Raw genomic sequence first — 16,418 nt, forward strand, 5'->3', positions numbered from 1 at the left:
GCCGTTCCCGAAGGAGGGACGTCATGGTCGCTGTGCACACCGGGCCCCGGTCCGGCCTCGCCCTGCCGCCGGTGGCGAGGTACCTCATGGGCGCGTCCGCCGTGCTGGCCCCGCTGCTGGTCGCCGTGAGCCTGGCGCTGGACCTGGACATCGCCGGCACCAGCAACACCGCGATCGCGCAGCGGATGGCCGCCGATCCGGACGGCTACCCGGCGACGGCCTGGCTGGCCGCGGTGTCCACGCTCCTGTGGGTGCCGGCCGTGCTCACCGCCGGCCGCGTGGCCCGCCGGAACGCGCCCACGCTCGGTCTGGCCGGCACCGTGCTGGCGTTCGGCGCGGCGCTCCCGGTCGGTCTGGACACCGAGGCGCTGGCCTACGTCGCGCTCAAGAGCGGCGTGCCGGTGTCCACGACGGTGACCATGATGGACACCGCGGAGGACATCCCGTCCGGCATCCTCGGTTTCGTCTTCTTCGCCGGGCTCGCCGGCCTGATCCTGCTCGGTGTCGCGATCGTGCGCGGGCACGCGGCGCCGGTGTGGGCCGGTGCCGCGCTCATCCTGGCCGCGGTGGCGATCCCGGTCTCGTGGTTCTCCGGTTCCGGCATCGCGGCACTGGTCGCCTGGCTCGTCCTCGCGGCCGGGTTCGCCGGGTGCGCGCAGGCCCTGATCACCCAGCAGGAGGCGTGATGACCGGCAAGATCCACCTCACCGGGCCCGGCGCGGGTGTGCCGCTCGCCATGCCGGACGGGGTGCACACGGTCAAGGCGGGCGCGGAACACACCGGTGGGGTGTACGAGGTGTTCGAGGTCGAGGCGCCGCGGGCACCCGCGGGACCGCCGCACCGGTCGCCGTGGGCGGGGACGATGTACGTCGTCGAGGGGGACGTGACGGTGCACGCCGGCGGCGAGGTCCACGACCTCGGCCCGGGCGCGGCCATCACGATTCCGGCCCGGTGCCCCTTCACCTTCGAGGTGACGAGCAAGGCCGCACGGGTGCTCGCGATCACCACCGGCGACGGCGCGGGCCGGTTCTTCGCCGACTTCGCGGCGACGGTGCCGGCGGGCCGGCCGATCGAGGAGGTGCTGCCGGCGGTGCTGGAGGTGATCCGCCGGCACGGCGTCAGCCTCCTGGAACCGGGCAGCTGAGAGGTGGCAGGGCGCCCGTCCGGCGATCCACCGTCCACGCGGGACGCGGCGATCGCGCGGCTGCCGGACGCCTACGCCGAGGCGCTGCGGCTGCGCGACGCCGGCGTCCCGCGAGCCCGGATCGCCGCGCGGTTGCGGGTGGAGCCCCAGTCGCTGGACGCGTTGTTCGCGATCGCGGAGGCGAAGCTGGGCACCTTGCTCGACGACGCTTGAGCCGGGGTCCACGAGGAACGCTTCGCGTCATCCTCGTCGCACTGTCCTAACCGGACCGCAGCGCGAGCAACTGCTTGGTGTGGCCCGGCAATTCGGTCTCCGCCAGGCCGGTGATCAGATCCCGCAGCGGCAGCGGCCGGTCCACCAGCACCGCGTCACCGGACACCAGCCGCGCCGGGACCGGGGTGTCCAGCTCGGCCTCGCTCAGCGCCGAGGTGAGGGTGCACAGCGCCTCGCCCTGGCGGTGGATGCGCTCGCGGAGCCCGGCGCTCCCGCCGGCCAGCTCGATGATCCGGGACAGCGTCCAGCGGTCCTGGGCGACGCGGTTGTCGTAGGTGGTGTGCTCACCCGCGGCGACGGCCGAGACCGCCCCGATCGTCACCGCGCTGACGATCGAGACGTGGGCCAGGATCTGGCCCGCGCTCCACTCGCCCGCGGGCGGTTCGGTGAACCGCCCGGCGGCGGCGTCGAGCAGCCCGCGGCAGGCGTCGCGCAACCCCGCGATCACGCGTGCGCCGCCGACATCTCCCACGGCGCCTGCGGCAGCACGTCGCCGGTCTCCAGCAGCGACTTCAGGTTCGCCAGCACCGCCGGCCACCCGGCGGAGATCCCGTTCAGCATCTCCCGGTTGGGCAGCTTCTCGTGGGTCACGGTGAGCCGCACGATGTCCTGGTGCGGTTCGACGAGGAACGTGACCACCGACGGCTCCCGCGACTCTTCGGGTGAGTCCTCGAACGTGATGACCAGACGCGTCGGCGGCTCGGACTCGATCACCTTCCCCACGACGTCGGCCGCGCCCGATCCGTCCGTGCGGCGGTGCTCCCAGGGCGAGCCGGGCTGCCAGTCGGAGACGTTGGAGTGCCCCCAGTACCGCGCGGTCAGGTCCGCGTCGGTGAGGGCGTGCCACACCTGCTCGGCGCCGGCGCGGATGTAGGTGACGTAGACGTAGGTCGGGATGGTCATGGCGGACTCCTCTGCCTGGGCTTTGATGGCCGCGAGCGCGCGCAGCCGGGGCTTGTCGAACTCGGCGATCCAGCGCTGCTCGATCTCGTGGATCGGCGCCGGGTTCAGGTAGTGCAGGCGCTGCCGCCCGCGGCGCACGACGGTCACGAGACCGGCCCGCACCAGGACGTCGAGGTGCTGGGTCGCCGACTGGCGGGCCATGCCGAGCCGCTCGCACACCTGGCTCAGCGTCTGTCCGTTCTGTTCCCGCAGGCGGTCCAGGAGCAACCGCCGGGTGGGGTCGGCCAGCGCCTTGAACACCGCGTCCATCGCTTCCGCGCTCACGCCGACCATTATGCAGGTAAATACCTGCCTTTTGTCAACCGTCCGGGCAGCAGGACCGGCGTGGCGAGCAGGACGACCCCCGCCAGGGCCAGCGCCGCGCGCGGTCCGACGGCCTGGGCGAGCAGCCCCCACAGCACCGTGACGACGGCGATCGCGGCGCTGGAGCTGATCGACCACGCGGTGAGCACGCGGGCGTGCCGCCCGGTCTCGACGTGGTTCAGCCGGTGGGCGGCGAGGACGGAGTTGTAGACGCTGAGGCAGACGATGAGCCCGAACTGGGTGCCCATGACGATCACCAGCCCGGCCGGTCCCGGCTGGACGGCGGCGAGCCCCAGCGGCCAGACCACGCGAAGCGTGCCGAAGACCCGCAGCACCCGGTGTTCCCCGAGGCGGGCGGCGATCCGGCGGGCCAGGCGCGACCCGATCAGGCCGCCGAGGCAGGGCACCGCGAACGCCAGCCCGTACTGCCAGGCCGGGAACCCCAGGTGGGCGAGCATGAGCACGGACACGATCGGCTCGCCTGCCATGATCAGCGCGTTGACGGCGATGGTGTTGGCGAAGAGCCGGCGCAGCGTGGGGTGGGCGAGGATGAGGCGCCACCCCTCGGCGAGGTCGCGCCACCGGCGGGTGGCCGTGGTCCCGCGCGGGGGCGGTTCGCGGTGCCGGATCGCGGCGAGGCCCAGCGCGGACAGCAGGTAGCTGACGGCGTCGGCGAGGACGGTCACCACCGGGCCGAGCACCCCGATCGCCGCGCCGCCCAGCGGCGGTCCGACGACCGTGGCCGACCAGGTGGTGGACTCGAACCGGCTGGTGGCGACGAGAAGCCGGTCGGCGGGGACGAGGGTCTTGAGGTAGGCGCCGGCGGCGGCCGTGAACGCGATCTTCGCCGCGCCCGCGATCACCGCGACCACGAGCAGCTGCGCGAAGGACAGCACGCCGAGCCAGTGGGCGAGCGGGACCGAGGCCAGCGCGGCGAAGCGGACCAGGTCCATCGCGATCATGACCGGCCGCTTGGCGCGCCACTCCATCCACGGCCCCAGCGGCACAGCCAGCAGCGCGCCGATCGCGAGCCCGGCCGCCGACAGGGCCGAGACCTGCGCCGGTCCCGCGTGCAGCACATCGACGGCGACGACCGTGAACGCGCCGAAGCCGAGCCCGGTCCCGTAGGCGCTGACCGCGTAAGCGGCCCACAACCACGCGAACGGACGGCCGAGGTTCGTTGATTTCCGCACCGGGACAGGCAAGCCGAACCCGGGGTGGCACCACCAACAACGCACCGGGCGGCGTGTCACAACCGGCCGTTGTGACAGGAGGTCCACGGCTCGCTCGACGTGGGGAGACCTTCGCCGCCGCCCAGGCCGGGCCGGCTCGTGGTTCGGGACGTGGCGGCACCTTGCGGCGCCGCCCGGGCGGGACCGGCTCGCGGTGTGACCGTCAGGCGGCGCGCCGCGCGGCGCGGGTCGCCGCGGTGAGGCTCGCCTCGCAGGCGGTGATCAGCTGGGCGTGGGCGCGGGTGTGGCTTCCGCGGGCGCACCCGGGGCAGCGCAGGGTGACCGTGCCGAGCACCTCGTCGACCGCGACCTCCAGCGCCCGCCGGCACGGGCGGCACCAGCGGTGCCCGCTGACCTGGCTGACGTGCAGGTCGCTGTGGCAGCACTGGTGGATCCAGCGGCGGTGCACCGGGCAGGTGATCCGGTCCAGCGGGTCCAGGAAGCCGCTCTCCTCGGCGTGGTCCTCGGCGACGAGCGCGTCGTCCAGGGCGATCCGGCTCAGCAGTGTCGTGGTGGTCATCGCTCTCGTCCTCCTCCTCGTGCCTGATACCGGTACGTCGAACCACCACGCGCCGGATCGACAGGACTCAGAGCGTTTTCACCACCCGCGCCGGGTTGCCCACCGCCACCACGCTCGGCGGCAGGTCGCGCGTCACCACCGCGCCCGCGCCGACCACGGTGTCCGCCCCGATCGTCACGCCGGGGCACACGATCACCCCACCGCCCAGCCAGACGTTGTCGTGCACCGTGACCGGCTTCCCGGCCTCCCACTTCGCCCGCCGCAGCTCCGCGTCGAGCGGATGCGTCGGGGTCAGCAGCTGGACGCCGGGGCCGATCTGCACGTCCGCGCCGATCGTGATCGGGGCGACGTCGAGCAGCACCACGCCGTAGTTGAGGAACGTGCGCGGCCCGATCGTGACGTGCGAGCCGTAGTCGACGTACAGCGGCGGGCGGACCTCGACGTCCTCCCCCACCGAGCCCAGCAGCTCCCGCAGCACCGCCGGGTCCGCGTCCGTGTTGAACCGCCGCTGCAACCCGGCCGCGCGGCACAACCCGGCCTGCAGCTCCGGGTCGTCGGCGCGGTACAGCTCGCCCGCGAGCATCCGGTCCCGCTGATCACCCACGCGTCACCACACTGCCAGTGGCCGCACCGGCGCGCCAGCCGCTACCGCGGCAGCGGCTGCGCGTCGATCAGCTCCTCCGGCGCGGACAACCGCCACGCCTCGTAGACCAGTTCGGCCAGCTCGTCGGCGTCGATGCCGGCCAGGTGGACCACCACCCAGCCGAAGCCGCCCGCCGTGAACTGCTCCTCGAACACCTCCGGCCGCTCCGCGACCAGCGCCTGCTGCTCGATCAGCGTCTGCTTCAGGCCCACGGTCTCCGTCCGCGGCCAGTAGTAGCCGAACCGCTTGCCGCGCACGCTGAAGGACGTGTACTCGCTGCCCTTGCCGCGCTGGACCTCCGCCAGCGCGTCCACCATCCGGTGGAACTCCGCAGCACGCACGCTCATCCGCACACCCCCACTGTCCGGTCCCAGCCTAGACAAACCGGGCGCCGCGCCAGGATTCGGTCCAGGGCCGAGGTCTCTTCGCCAGGTGTCCGGATCTGACAGAACACCGTCATTGCCGCCACGCCCCTCCAGCGGCCACGATGGGTACATGGCAACCACCCGCCGCATCGTGATCGCGGTCTTCCCCGACGTCGACCTCCTCGACGTCACCGGTCCGGCCGAGGTGTTCGCGCTGGCCAACCGGGAGACCGGCGGCGCCGCGGGCTACCGCGTCCAGCTCGCCGGGCCGGACTCCGGCGTGATCACCACCTCGGCGGGCGTGCGCCTGGTGACCGACCTCGCCTTCGCCGACGTGGACGGCGCGCTGGACACGCTCCTGGTGCCCGGCGCGGTCGACCTGCACCCGGACGGGCCGGTCGCGCGGATCGACCCGGAGGTGGTGGCCTGGGTGAAGGCGACCGCGCCGCTGGCCCGCCGGGTGGCGTCGGTGTGCGTGGGCGCGCACGTGATGGCGGCGGCCGGGCTGCTGGACGGCAAGACCGCCACCACCCACTGGTCGACCGCGGCCCAGCTGGCCGCCGACCACCCGGCGGTGCGGGTGGACCCCGACCCGATCTTCGTGCGGTGCGGCAACGTCTGGACCGGCGCCGGGATCAGCGCCTGCATGGACCTGTCGCTCGCGCTGGTGGCCGAGGACCTGGGCGAGGAGGTCGCCCTGGCGGTGGCCCGGCAGCTGGTCATGTACCTCAAGCGCCAGGGCGGGCAGAGCCAGTTCTCGGTGCCGCTGAGCCGGCCACCGGCCTCCCGCCGGGACATCGACGAGCTGCGCCTGTTCATCGCCGACCACCTCGACGGCGACCTGTCCACCGCGGCGCTGGCGGCCCGGATGTGCCTGAGCGAGCGGCACTTCGCCCGGGTCTTCCGGCAGGAGACCGGCGACACCCCGGCCGCCTACGTCGAAGCCGCCCGGGTGGAGGCGGCCCGGCGCCTGCTGGAGAGCACCGACGAACCACTGGACCGGGTCGCCGCGGTCTGCGGGCTCGGGTCGGTGGAGACCCTGCACCGGGCGATGCGCAAGCAGATCGGCACCACCCCGGCGGCCTACCGCCGCCGTTTCCGCACCACCGTCTGACCCGATTCCCCAGTCTCCGGGCCCGGCAATCCCGCCGCGCCCGTCGTTACCCCTGCCCAGAAGGAGTTCACATGACCGTGTCCGCGACCCTGCGTGAGGTGATGGGCCTCGGCAAGGAGCTGCCCCGGCTCGCCGACGCCACGCTGGTCCTGATCGACTACCAGAACACCTACCGCACCGGCGTGATGGCCCTCGCCGACGCCGAACCCGCCCTCGCCGCCGGCGCCCGCCTGCTGGCCGCCGCCCGGCAGGCCGGATCCCGGGTGGTCCACGTCGTCAACGACGGCGGCCCGGGCAGCCCCTACGACGTCCGGGCCGAGATCGGCGCGATCAGCCCGGAGGTCGCCCCCGCCGACGGGGAACCCGTGGTGGTCAAGCAGATGCCGAACGCCTTCCACGACACCGAGCTGGACAAGACGCTGCGCGAGCTGGGCGCGGGGCCGGACCTGGTGCTGGCCGGTTTCATGACCCACATGTGCGTCATGTTCACCGCCCAGGGCGCCTTCAACCTCGGCTACCGCCCGACGGTCGTCGCCGAGGCCAGCGCCGCCCGGACCCTGCCCGGCCCGGACGGCACCCCCGTGGCGGCCGGCGCGCTCCACACCGCGGCCCTGACCACGATCGGCGACCTGTTCGGCACGATCGCCCCCACGGTGGACGACCTGATCTGACCGGTCACCGGCGCGGGCTGCCCCGTCACAGGCGCAGCCCGCGCCCCGGATCCGGCGTCGCGTCCAGGCGGCGCGCCCGTTCCGCCGCGTACGCCCGGCCCAGGCTCAGCCGCTCCGCCGGGGACACCGTGCGGCGCAGGTCGTTGAGCAGCCCGCGCTCCTCCGCGCGAATGTGGTCATCGACGGCGGATTCCAGGCGCAGCAACGCTTTCTCCGAACCGGACTCCACCAGCGCGAGCACATCGGCGGCGAGGTCCACCCCCGGCTCGGCCGGGTGGAGCACACGCGAAGTCGCCGCGGCGTGGGCGGTCAGCAACGCGGCCAGCTCACCCGCCAGCGCCGCCCGGTCGGCCTGGTCGTTGCGCAGCTCCCGGAACAGCTCCTCGAACCGCCGGTGGTCGGCCTGCACCAGCTCCGTCACGTCGGTGCCGGGGGTCGCCGCCGGGGACGGGCGCGTCCAGCCGAACGTCAGCCCGACCGCCTGCCGCCAGTGCGCGTACTCCCGCTCGCGGCGGGCCGGGTCCATCTCCGGCAGCCACTGGCCCGCGCGGTGCCAGTTGCGCCGCAACCCCTCCAGGTCCGGCCAGTACCCCACCGACAACCCCGCCGCGTACGCCGCGCCCAGCGACACCGTCTCGGCCACCATCGGCCGCACCACCGGCACGTCCAGCACGTCCGCGACGAACTGCATGAGCAGGTTGTCCGCGGTCATCCCGCCGTCCACCCGCAACGTGGACAGCGCGATCCCGGAGTCGGCGTTCATCGCCTCGACCACCTCGCGCGTCTGCCACCCGGTGGCCTCCAGCACCGCCCGCGCCAGGTGCCCCTTCGTGATGTAGGAGGTCAGCCCGGCGATCACGCCCCGCGCTTCGCTGTGCCAGTGCGGCGCGAACAACCCGGAGAACGCCGGCACGATGTAGCACCCGCCGTTGTCCTCGACCGTCCGCGCCAGCGTCTCGATCTCCGGCGCGCTGCCGATCAGGCCCAGCCCGTCGCGGAACCACTGCACCAGCGACCCGGTGACGGCGATCGAACCCTCCAGCGCGTACACCGCGGGCTCGTCCCCGATGCGGAACCCGACCGTGGTGAGCATGCCGTGGGTGCTCAGCACCGGCGTGGTCCCGGTGTTGAGCAACAGGAAACTGCCGGTGCCGTAGGTGCACTTCGCCTCTCCGGGCGCGAAACACGTCTGCCCGAACAGCGCGGCCTGCTGGTCACCGAGCGCCGCGGCGATCCGGATCCCCGGCACCACCCGCGACGTCGTCCCGTACACCTCGGTCGACGAGCGGATCTCCGGCAGCATCGCGCGCGGCACGTCGAAGAACTCCAGCAGCTCGTCGTCCCAGGACAGCGTGCGCAGGTTCATCAGCATGGTGCGGGAGGCGTTGGTGACGTCGGTGACGTGCACGCCGCCCTCCGGCCCGCCGGTGAGGTTCCAGATCAGCCAGCTCTCGATGGTGCCGAACAGCACGTCACCGCGCTCGGCCCGCTCGCGCAGACCGGGCGTGTGCTCCAGCTGCCAGCGGATGCGCGGCGCCGAGAAGTACGTCGCCAGCGGCAGCCCGCACAGCCGCCGGACGCGGTCCGCGCCCGGTTCGCGGGCCAGCGCCTCGACCATGCCGTCGGTGCGGGTGTCCTGCCACACGATCGCCCGGCCGACGGGCACGCCGGTGTGCCGGTCCCACAGCACCGTGGTCTCGCGCTGGTTGGCGATCCCGAGCGCGGCGACCTGCTCGGCGCCGATCCCGGCGTCGGCCAGCGCCTGCGGCACGATCCGGGCGAGGTTGCGCCAGATCTCGGTGGCGTCGTGCTCGACCCAGCCGGGGCGCGGGAAGTGCTGCTGGTGCTCGCGCTGCGCCACCGACACCAGCCGCCCGCGGGCGTCGAACAAGATGCACCGGGTGGACGTGGTGCCCTGGTCGACCGCCATCACGTAGTGCTGCACCGCCTCACCTCCTCCTCACCGGGACGCGACGAGGTCGCGCGACACCGCCCTGGCCGCGTCGCGGACCTGCTCGGCCAGCCGCGGTTTCGGCGTCCCGCTCGGCTCGCAGATCCGGTCCTCGGCGCCGGAGACGCCGATCGCCCCGACCACGATGCCACCGTGGCCCCGGATGGGCGCGGCGATCCCGGCCTCGCCCGGCACCATCTCGCCGCGCTCGGCCGCCCACCCGGCCCGGCGGACCTCGGCCAGTGCCCGGGTGAGCGCGGCCGGCGCCAGCGTGCGGCGGGTGTAGGCCTCCGGCTCGGCCGAGCGCCACGACGCCAGGAGCGCGGCGTCGTAGGCGAGCAGGACCTTGCCCAGCGCGGTGGCGTGCAGCGGCAGCAGCGAGCCGGTGTCGAGGGTCTGCGGGCTGTCGTCCGGGCGGAACACGTGGTGCACCACCAGCACCCGGCCCTGGAGCGGGGCGCCGATCCGCACCGCCTCACCGCTGCGGGCGGCCAGCGCGTCGGCCCAGTTGATGGCCCGCGAGCGCAGCTCGTTGACGTCGAGGTGGCTGCTGCCCAGGTGCAGCAGCGCCGCCCCGAGCCGGTACTTGCCGGTGTCGCGGTCCTGTTCGACGAACCCGACGCCGGCCAGCGTGCGCAGGATGCCGTGGGCGGTGCCCTTGGCCAGCTCCAGCGACTCGGCGATCTCGACGACGCCGAGGCGTCCGGAACCGCGCGCCAGCAGCCGCAGGATCGCGGCGGCGCGTTCGATGGACTGGATCGGACCGGGCACAGCGGGACCCTAACGCGGCGGGACGGAGTTCGACAATGTCGAACCGCCTCTCCGGGTGTTCGGCAATGCCGACCGCGGCGCGTTGCCCCGGTCTCCCCGCGGTCATAGCTTCGGCGTCACCAATGGGGGAACCGGTCCTTTGTGGAGGAAGCAATGACGCGAAGCCTCAAGGCTCACGGGCTCGCCGGCGAACTCGCCGCCGAGTTCGTGGGGACGATGATCCTCATCCTGTTCGGATGCGGGGTGGTGGCGCAGGTCAGCGCCGCCGGAATCGGGGACCACGACAGCATCGCCTGGGCCTGGGGCATCGGCGTCACGCTGGGTGTCTACGTCGCCTCGCGGATCAGCGGCGCCCACCTCAACCCCGCGATCACCGTCGCGCTGGCGGTGTTCCAGGGGTTCTCGTGGCGCAAGGTCGCCCCCTACGCCCTGGCCCAGACCGCCGGCGCGTTCGTCGCCGCGCTGCTGGTGCGCTGGAACTACACCGAGGTGCTCAACGCCGTCGACCCCGGCCTGACCATCAAGACCCAGGGCGTGTTCTCGACCCTGCCCGGCAACGGCGCGCTGCCGGTGGGCGACTGGGGCGCCTTCCGCGACCAGGTGATCGGCACCGCGATCCTGGCCCTGGTCATCTTCGCCATCACCGACCTGCGCAACACCGCGCCCGCCGCGAACCTCGGCCCGGTCGTCGTCGGCTTCCTGGTGGTGGGGATCGGCATGGCGTGGGGCACCAACGCCGGCTACGCCATCAACCCGGCCCGTGACTTCGGCCCGCGCCTGGCGTCCTGGCTGACCGGCTACGACACCGCGTGGAACGACCAGTACGGCAGCCCGTACTGGTGGGTGCCCGTCGTCGCGCCGATCGTCGGCGCGGTGATCGGCGGCGCGATCTACAAGTACTTCATCAGCCGCCACCTGCCCCGCACCGAGGACATCGGGCCCGCCAAGGCCCTCGAGCCCACCGCCTGAGTTCACGAAGGAGTGACCATGCCCGATTTCGTCGGTGCCGTCGACCAGGGCACCACCAGCACCCGTTTCATGATCTTCGACCACGGCGGCAACGAGATCGCCCGCCACCAGCTCGAGCACGAGCAGATCCTGCCCCGGCCGGGCTGGGTCGAGCACAACCCGACCGAAATCTGGGAACGCACCCGCGCGGTGATCGCCAGCGCCCTGACCAAGGCGAACCTGACGGTGTCCGACCTGGCCGCGCTGGGCATCACCAACCAGCGCGAGACCACCGTGGTGTGGAACCGGCGCACCGGCCGCCCCTACACCAACGCGATCGTGTGGCAGGACACCCGCACCGACCGCATCGCCTCGGCGCTGGAGCGCGGCGGCCAGGGCGAGGTGATCCGCCGCAAGGCCGGGCTGCCGCCCGCCACGTACTTCTCCGGCGGCAAGCTCCAGTGGATCCTGGACAACGTCGAGGGCGTCCGCGTGGACGCGGAGAACGGCGACGCGTTGTTCGGCACCACCGACAGCTGGCTGATCTGGAACCTCACCGGCGGGGTGGACGGCGGCGTGCACGTCACCGACGTCACCAACGCCTCCCGTACCATGCTGATGGACCTGGAAACGCTGGACTGGGACGACGAGCTGCTGTCGTTCTTCGGCATCCCGCGGCGGATGCTGCCGGAGATCAGGCCGTCGTCGGGCCACTTCGGCACCACCCGCGCCGACGGCCCGCTCGGCGGGGAGATCGCGATCACCGGGGTGCTGGGCGACCAGCAGGCGGCCACCGTCGGGCAGGTGTGCTTCCGGCCGGGCGAGGCCAAGAACACCTACGGCACCGGCAACTTCCTGCTGCTCAACACCGGCCACGAGCTGGTCCGGTCCCAGCACGGGCTGCTCACCACGCTGTGCTACCAGTTCGGCGACGACAAGCCGGTGTACGCGCTGGAGGGCTCGATCGCGGTCACCGGGTCGGCCGTGCAGTGGCTGCGGGACCAGCTGGGCATCATCAGCGGCGCGTCGCAGAGCGAGACGCTGGCCCGGCAGGTCGAGGACAACGGCGGGATCTACTTCGTGCCGGCGTTTTCCGGGCTGTTCGCGCCGTACTGGCGCTCGGACGCGCGCGGCGCGATCGTCGGCCTGACCCGCGCCACCACCAACGCCCACCTGGCGCGCGCGACGCTGGAGTCGATCTGCTACCAGACGCGCGACGTGGTGGAGGCCATGCAGAACGACTCCGGCGTCACGCTCGACGTGCTGCGCGTGGACGGCGGCGTCACCGCGAACGAGCTGTGCATGCAGCTGCAGGCCGACATCCTCGGCGTGCCGGTGTCGCGGCCGGTCGTCGCCGAGACCACCGCGCTCGGGGCCGCCTACGCGGCCGGGCTGGCCGCCGGGTTCTGGCGGTCGACCGGCGAGCTGGAACAGAACTGGAACGAGGACCGGCGCTGGGAACCGTCCTGGAGCGACACCCAGCGCGCCGAGGGTTACGCCGGCTGGCAGAAGGCCGTCGGCCGCACACTCGACTGGGTCGACGTCGACTGACGATCACGAGGAGAAAGCCGTGTCCCAACCCCTGTCCCCCGCCTACCGCGGCGACTCGCTGCGGCGCCTGGCCAACGAAGAGTTCGACGTGCTCGTCGTCGGTGGTGGTGTCACCGGCGCGGGCGCCGCGCTGGACGCCGCGTCGCGCGGGCTGTCCGTCGCGCTCGTCGAGGCACGTGACCTGGCGGCCGGCACGTCCAGCCGGTCGAGCAAGCTGATCCACGGCGGGCTGCGCTACCTGGAGCAGCTGGACTTCAAGCTGGTGCGGGAGGCGCTGCGCGAACGCGGGCTGCTGCTGCGCACGCTCGCGCCGCACCTGGTGCGCCCGGTGAAGTTCCTGGTGCCGCTGCGGCACCGCGTCTGGGAGCGCGGCTACATCGGCGCCGGGGTCACGTTGTACGACACGCTCGGCGGGGCGCGGGCGCTGCCGCGGCACCGTCACCTGAGCCGGCGCCGCGCGTTCGAGGTGGCGCCCGGCCTCGAGGACGACGCGCTGATCGGCGCGATCCAGTACTACGACGCGCAGGTCGACGACGCCCGGCACACGATGATGATCGCCCGCACGGCCGCCGACCAGGGCGCGGCGGTGGTCACCCGGGCGCGGGTCACCGAGCTGGTGCGCGACGGCGAGCGGGTCACCGGCGCGCGGGTCACCGACCGGGAGAGCGGCGCGGAGATCACCGTGCGGGCGCGCGTGGTGATCGCCGCGACCGGGGTGTGGAGCGACGACATCGCCGAGGCCGCGGGCATCGAGAAGCCGTTCACGGTGCGCGCGTCGAAGGGCATCCACCTGGTGGTGCCGCGCGAGAAGATCGACCTGGACACCGGGCTGATCCTGCGCACCGAGAAGAGCGTGCTGTTCGTGATCCCGTGGGGACCGCACTGGATCGTCGGCACCACCGACACCGACTGGGACCTGGACCGCGAGCACCCGGCGGCCAGCCGCGCGGACGTCGACTACGTGCTCGGCCACGTCAACGCGGTGCTGCGCAAGCCGTTGACGCACGACGACATCGAAGGCGTGTACGCGGGGCTGCGGCCGTTGCTGGCGGCGAAGGCGACCGCGACGACCAAGCTGTCCCGGGAGCACGCGGTGGCGCACCCGGTGCCGGGGCTGGTGGTCGTGGCCGGCGGCAAGTACACGACGTACCGGGTGATGGCGGCGGACGCGGTGGACGCCGCGATGTCCGATGTGGACCGTCCGGCGCCGCCGTCGTGGACGGACCGGCTGCCGATCGTCGGCGCGCGCGGGTACGCGCGGATGTGGGAGGACCGGTACGCGCTCGCCCGGTGCGCCGGGCTGCCGGTGTCGCGGATCGAGCACCTGCTGGGCCGCTACGGCACGGCGGCCGAGGAGGTCCTGGAGCTGGCCGGTGAGCGGCCGGAGCTGGGCGAGGAGATCCCGGACGCGCCGGAGTACCTGAAGGCGGAGGCGGTGTACGCCGTCACGCACGAGGGAGCGCTGCACCTGGAGGACGTGCTGACGCGGCGGACGCGGATCTCGATCGAGCAGCGGGACCGCGGCCTGGCGGCGGCGCCGGTGGTGGCCGGCCTGATCGCGCCGGAGCTGGGCTGGTCGCCCGAGCGCCGCGACCGCGAGGTGGCCCACTACCGGGCCCGCGTCGAGGCGGAGCGCACCGCCCAGGAGGCGCCCGACGACGCCACCGCGAACGAACGCCGCCTGGCGGTCCCCGCGCTGGGGTGAGCCGGCCCCGGGTGATCCGACGAGGGGTGGGATCACCCGGGGCTCGGCCTTACCCCGCCAACGTGCCGTCGCCGGTTTCCGGGGCGCCCTTCGGCAGCACCTTGACCTGCGGGGCCTTCGGGGTGGTCTTCGAGGGGGCCGGCGTGCGGGTGGCCGTCGGCGTGTCCGGCCGGGGTTTCGTCGTCGTGGTGGGCGTGGGGCCGGTGATCGTGAACGTGACGGTCGCCGTGCCGTTGCCGGCCGGGCCGCCGCTGCCGGAGCAGGTGAAGGTGGCCGCGTGGCTGCCGGGCTTGGCGGCGGCCTTCCCGGTGCCGGCGTAGCCGTCGAGCGTGCGGGTCATCGTGACCGGCGCGGCCAGCCCGGGCGAGGTCACGGTGCTGGCGTTGCCCGCACAGACCGCGGTGAACTCCAGCACCTCCCCCGCCGACACCGAGGACGGGGACACGCTCAGCTTCGGCGGCGGCGCGGTCGCGCCGGCCGCGGGCGTGTTCAGCATCCCCGCCGCGAACGCCAGCAGCCCGGCGCCGGCGAGAATTCTCTTGTGCTGCATGGTTTTCCTCCCAGAATCGGTCTTCACCGGAGCACGGCGAAGACGATGATGTTGTCCCGGTAGCTGTGCGCGGCCCGGTCGAAGCTGCCCCCGCAGGTGATCAGGCGCAGCTCGGGCCCGGCGGTGTCGCCGTAGACCGCCTCGGTGGGGAACTCGTCCTTGTCGATCTGCTCGACGCGGGACACCGCGAAGCGGACGACCGAACCGTCCTTTCGCGACACCGCCACCTCGTCCCCCGGCGCGAGTTCCTTCAGCCGGTGGAAGATCCCCTTCTGCCCGCCACCGTCGACGTGCCCGAGGATCACGGCCGGTCCCGCCTCGCCCGGTGCCGGCCCGTGGCGGTACCAGCCCGCCTGCATCGGCTGGGTCACCGGCGGCACCTCGATGGTGTCGTCGGCGTTGAGTCCCAGCGGGACGAGCGTGGAGCGCGCGCCGATGCGCGGGATGTCGACGAGTTCCGGCTCCACCGGCGCCGCGGCCTCCGCGGTGGTCTCCGCGGTGGTCACGCCGGGCGGCACCGGCACCGGCGCTTGCTGCGCGGCGCACCCGCCGAGCAGGAGCAGGCCGAGCAGCGCGACGAAAACCCTCACGGCAACCATGCCGCTAACTCGCTCCCCGGCCCGATCCGGTTGCCACCGACACCGAACCGTGACGTGCACCCTGGCCGGCCAGGGGCAGCGCCCGGTCGTTCTCCTCCTTGATGGCACGCAGGTGCGTCCACGCTTCGACCGTCCGCACGCCCGGCAGGCCGCGCACCCGCTCCAGTGTGGCGAGCACGTCGTCGAGCGAGCCGGCCCGGATGGTGCCGATGCCGCCGCACCAGCCGATCCCGGTCGCCAGGCAGTCGATCTCCGGCAGCGCCGCGATCTTGCGCGCCACCGGTTCGATGTCGCCGTTGACGTGCAGCGCGAACCCCATCGTGTGGACGCGGCTCAGCGGCGTCATCCGCACCAGCGCACCGATGTGCACCACGCCGGTGTCCAGCAGCCGCAGCACCCGGGCCCGCGTGGCCCCCGGGGACAGGCCGGTGACGCTCGCCAGCTCGGCGAAGGACGCGCGGCCGTCGACGCGCAGGTGCGCGAGCAGCGCGTGGTCGGCGGCGTCGAGGTCGATGTGCGCGAGCGGGCCGGGGCTGTCCAGCGGCCCCGGCGGGAAGTAGGGGTCCTTCCAGATGCGCAGGAAGGTCATCGTCTGCAGCGCGCGCACCCCGGGCACGGCCTGCACGCGTGCGAGGCCGCGGGCGAACGACTCCAGGTCGGCGGCGCGCAGCTCGGCGGTGACCGCGAACCGGCCGGCCGTGGTGGTGACGAAGGAGACCTCGCCGAGTCCGGCGATCTGCCGCGCGACCGGGACGGCCGGACCGCCGGTCTCGATGGTCACGTGACCGAGCTGGTGCAGCCCGAACACCGCGGGGTGGATCGCGCCGACCACCCGCAGCGCGCCGTCGGCGAGCAGGCGCTGCACGCGGGCCTTGGTGGTCGAGCGGGCGAGCCCGGCCAGGCGGGCCAGCGTCTCGTAGGAGGCCCGGCCGTCCTCGTGCAGGGCGCGGACGAGCAGCTCGTCGATCTCGTCCAGGTTCCCGGGCACGGGAACAACCTAACGCACGCCGGACCCGATCGCCGATCGAATCGCGCGGAACGCCCTGGCGAAGTCGTAACAGCGAGTATTCGCCGACCGGACCACCGAATCATCCATTGATCACCGCTGGCGGCGG

19 protein-coding genes are annotated in these 16,418 nt (G+C 73.3%); 8 read left to right on the forward strand and 11 right to left on the reverse strand.

Features of this window, described 5'->3' with window-relative positions:
- Positions 1–23 precede the first annotated feature (23 nt).
- Genes D0D15_RS17100 through D0D15_RS17110 form a run of 3 tightly spaced genes read left to right on the forward strand, consistent with a single transcriptional unit; the run spans position 24 to position 1,357 of the window.
- Entirely contained in the window at positions 24–686 is a 663-nt protein-coding gene (locus tag D0D15_RS17100) for a hypothetical protein (RefSeq protein WP_094005332.1), read from the forward strand.
- A complete protein-coding gene (locus D0D15_RS17105; protein WP_094005331.1) occupies positions 686–1,144 on the forward strand; it encodes a cupin domain-containing protein in 459 nt (152 codons plus the stop codon). Before D0D15_RS17100 ends, D0D15_RS17105 begins: the two co-directional genes overlap by 1 nt.
- A gap of 3 nt (positions 1,145–1,147) precedes the next feature.
- A complete protein-coding gene (locus D0D15_RS17110; protein ID WP_094005330.1) occupies positions 1,148–1,357 on the forward strand; it encodes a hypothetical protein in 210 nt (69 codons plus the stop codon).
- Positions 1,358–1,403: 46 nt separating this feature from the next.
- Here D0D15_RS17110 and D0D15_RS17115 read toward each other — a convergent pair whose 3' ends face one another.
- The 6 genes from D0D15_RS17115 to D0D15_RS17140 all read right to left on the reverse strand — a co-directional run bounded on the left by D0D15_RS17115 (position 1,404) and on the right by D0D15_RS17140 (position 5,425).
- Positions 1,404–1,889 carry a DinB family protein gene (locus D0D15_RS17115; RefSeq protein ID WP_205414038.1) on the reverse strand — a complete coding sequence of 162 codons (486 nt, stop codon included), beginning with the start codon at positions 1,887–1,889 and terminating at the stop codon, positions 1,404–1,406.
- Complete coding sequence (locus tag D0D15_RS17120; RefSeq protein ID WP_094005329.1) at positions 1,862–2,653, reverse strand: ArsR/SmtB family transcription factor; 792 nt, start codon at positions 2,651–2,653, stop codon at positions 1,862–1,864. The genes D0D15_RS17115 and D0D15_RS17120 overlap by 28 nt, the downstream gene beginning before the upstream one ends.
- Positions 2,653–3,876, reverse strand: a complete 1,224-nt coding sequence (locus D0D15_RS17125; protein WP_198958211.1) for an MFS transporter — start codon at positions 3,874–3,876, stop codon at positions 2,653–2,655. Before D0D15_RS17125 ends, D0D15_RS17120 begins: the two co-directional genes overlap by 1 nt.
- 202 nt (positions 3,877–4,078) lie before the next feature.
- Complete coding sequence (locus D0D15_RS17130) at positions 4,079–4,435, reverse strand: hypothetical protein (protein ID WP_094005327.1); 357 nt, start codon at positions 4,433–4,435, stop codon at positions 4,079–4,081.
- A gap of 67 nt (positions 4,436–4,502) precedes the next feature.
- Positions 4,503–5,039, reverse strand: coding sequence for a sugar O-acetyltransferase (locus tag D0D15_RS17135; protein ID WP_275897103.1), 537 nt, complete (start codon positions 5,037–5,039; stop codon positions 4,503–4,505).
- Positions 5,040–5,080: 41 nt separating this feature from the next.
- Positions 5,081–5,425: an MmcQ/YjbR family DNA-binding protein gene (locus D0D15_RS17140; RefSeq protein WP_094005326.1), complete on the reverse strand. Its 345-nt coding sequence runs from the start codon at positions 5,423–5,425 to the stop codon at positions 5,081–5,083.
- Between the two features lie 148 nt (positions 5,426–5,573).
- Between D0D15_RS17140 and D0D15_RS17145 the strand changes: the two genes are divergently transcribed.
- Positions 5,574–6,557, forward strand: a complete 984-nt coding sequence (locus D0D15_RS17145) for a GlxA family transcriptional regulator (protein WP_094005325.1) — start codon at positions 5,574–5,576, stop codon at positions 6,555–6,557.
- Between the two features lie 71 nt (positions 6,558–6,628).
- The gene (locus D0D15_RS17150; protein WP_094005324.1) at positions 6,629–7,228 is read left to right on the forward strand and encodes an isochorismatase family protein; all 600 of its coding nucleotides are present in this window, start codon (positions 6,629–6,631) and stop codon (positions 7,226–7,228) included.
- A 25-nt stretch (positions 7,229–7,253) separates the two neighbouring features.
- On the opposite strand, the gene glpK (D0D15_RS17155) is transcribed toward D0D15_RS17150, so the two are convergent.
- A complete protein-coding gene (gene glpK / locus D0D15_RS17155) occupies positions 7,254–9,158 on the reverse strand; it encodes a glycerol kinase GlpK (RefSeq protein ID WP_094005472.1) in 1,905 nt (634 codons plus the stop codon).
- A gap of 30 nt (positions 9,159–9,188) precedes the next feature.
- Positions 9,189–9,950, reverse strand: coding sequence for an IclR family transcriptional regulator (locus D0D15_RS17160; protein ID WP_094005323.1), 762 nt, complete (start codon positions 9,948–9,950; stop codon positions 9,189–9,191).
- Positions 9,951–10,103: 153 nt separating this feature from the next.
- Here D0D15_RS17160 and D0D15_RS17165 point away from each other — a divergent pair, with 153 nt between their 5' ends.
- Genes D0D15_RS17165 through glpD form a run of 3 tightly spaced genes read left to right on the forward strand, consistent with a single transcriptional unit; the run spans position 10,104 to position 14,154 of the window.
- A complete protein-coding gene (locus D0D15_RS17165; protein ID WP_094005322.1) occupies positions 10,104–10,919 on the forward strand; it encodes an MIP/aquaporin family protein in 816 nt (271 codons plus the stop codon).
- 18 nt (positions 10,920–10,937) lie between these two features.
- Positions 10,938–12,449: a glycerol kinase GlpK gene (gene glpK / locus D0D15_RS17170; protein WP_094005321.1), complete on the forward strand. Its 1,512-nt coding sequence runs from the start codon at positions 10,938–10,940 to the stop codon at positions 12,447–12,449.
- A 19-nt stretch (positions 12,450–12,468) separates the two neighbouring features.
- Positions 12,469–14,154 (forward strand): glycerol-3-phosphate dehydrogenase, encoded by a 1,686-nt coding sequence (glpD, locus tag D0D15_RS17175; RefSeq protein ID WP_115944564.1) that lies wholly within the window; start codon positions 12,469–12,471, stop codon positions 14,152–14,154.
- Positions 14,155–14,203: 49 nt separating this feature from the next.
- Here glpD and D0D15_RS17180 read toward each other — a convergent pair whose 3' ends face one another.
- From D0D15_RS17180 to D0D15_RS17190, 3 genes are read right to left on the reverse strand one after another with little or no spacing between them, the layout of a single operon-like run.
- Positions 14,204–14,704, reverse strand: coding sequence for a hypothetical protein (locus D0D15_RS17180; protein ID WP_094005319.1), 501 nt, complete (start codon positions 14,702–14,704; stop codon positions 14,204–14,206).
- Between the two features lie 23 nt (positions 14,705–14,727).
- Positions 14,728–15,303 carry a class F sortase gene (locus D0D15_RS17185; RefSeq protein ID WP_094005318.1) on the reverse strand — a complete coding sequence of 192 codons (576 nt, stop codon included), beginning with the start codon at positions 15,301–15,303 and terminating at the stop codon, positions 14,728–14,730.
- Between the two features lie 4 nt (positions 15,304–15,307).
- Positions 15,308–16,291 carry an Lrp/AsnC family transcriptional regulator gene (locus D0D15_RS17190; RefSeq protein ID WP_233157245.1) on the reverse strand — a complete coding sequence of 328 codons (984 nt, stop codon included), beginning with the start codon at positions 16,289–16,291 and terminating at the stop codon, positions 15,308–15,310.
- Positions 16,292–16,418: the final 127 nt, after the last annotated feature.

This window comes from Amycolatopsis thermalba (assembly GCF_003385215.1).
GTDB lineage: Bacteria > Actinomycetota > Actinomycetes > Mycobacteriales > Pseudonocardiaceae > Amycolatopsis_E > Amycolatopsis_E thermalba.

Coding starts and splice junctions, on each gene's coding strand:
- D0D15_RS17150 (WP_094005324.1), top strand. CDS start 6,629: ATGACCGTGTCCGCGACCCTGCGTGAGGTGATGGGCCTCGGCAAGGAG.
- D0D15_RS17145 (WP_094005325.1), top strand. CDS start 5,574: ATGGCAACCACCCGCCGCATCGTGATCGCGGTCTTCCCCGACGTCGAC.
- glpK (WP_094005472.1), bottom strand. CDS start 9,158: ATGGCGGTCGACCAGGGCACCACGTCCACCCGGTGCATCTTGTTCGAC.
- D0D15_RS17140 (WP_094005326.1), bottom strand. CDS start 5,425: ATGAGCGTGCGTGCTGCGGAGTTCCACCGGATGGTGGACGCGCTGGCG.
- D0D15_RS17180 (WP_094005319.1), bottom strand. CDS start 14,704: ATGCAGCACAAGAGAATTCTCGCCGGCGCCGGGCTGCTGGCGTTCGCG.
- glpK (WP_094005321.1), top strand. CDS start 10,938: ATGCCCGATTTCGTCGGTGCCGTCGACCAGGGCACCACCAGCACCCGT.
- D0D15_RS17100 (WP_094005332.1), top strand. CDS start 24: ATGGTCGCTGTGCACACCGGGCCCCGGTCCGGCCTCGCCCTGCCGCCG.
- D0D15_RS17185 (WP_094005318.1), bottom strand. CDS start 15,303: ATGGTTGCCGTGAGGGTTTTCGTCGCGCTGCTCGGCCTGCTCCTGCTC.
- D0D15_RS17105 (WP_094005331.1), top strand. CDS start 686: ATGACCGGCAAGATCCACCTCACCGGGCCCGGCGCGGGTGTGCCGCTC.
- D0D15_RS17130 (WP_094005327.1), bottom strand. CDS start 4,435: ATGACCACCACGACACTGCTGAGCCGGATCGCCCTGGACGACGCGCTC.
- D0D15_RS17120 (WP_094005329.1), bottom strand. CDS start 2,653: ATGGTCGGCGTGAGCGCGGAAGCGATGGACGCGGTGTTCAAGGCGCTG.
- D0D15_RS17165 (WP_094005322.1), top strand. CDS start 10,104: ATGACGCGAAGCCTCAAGGCTCACGGGCTCGCCGGCGAACTCGCCGCC.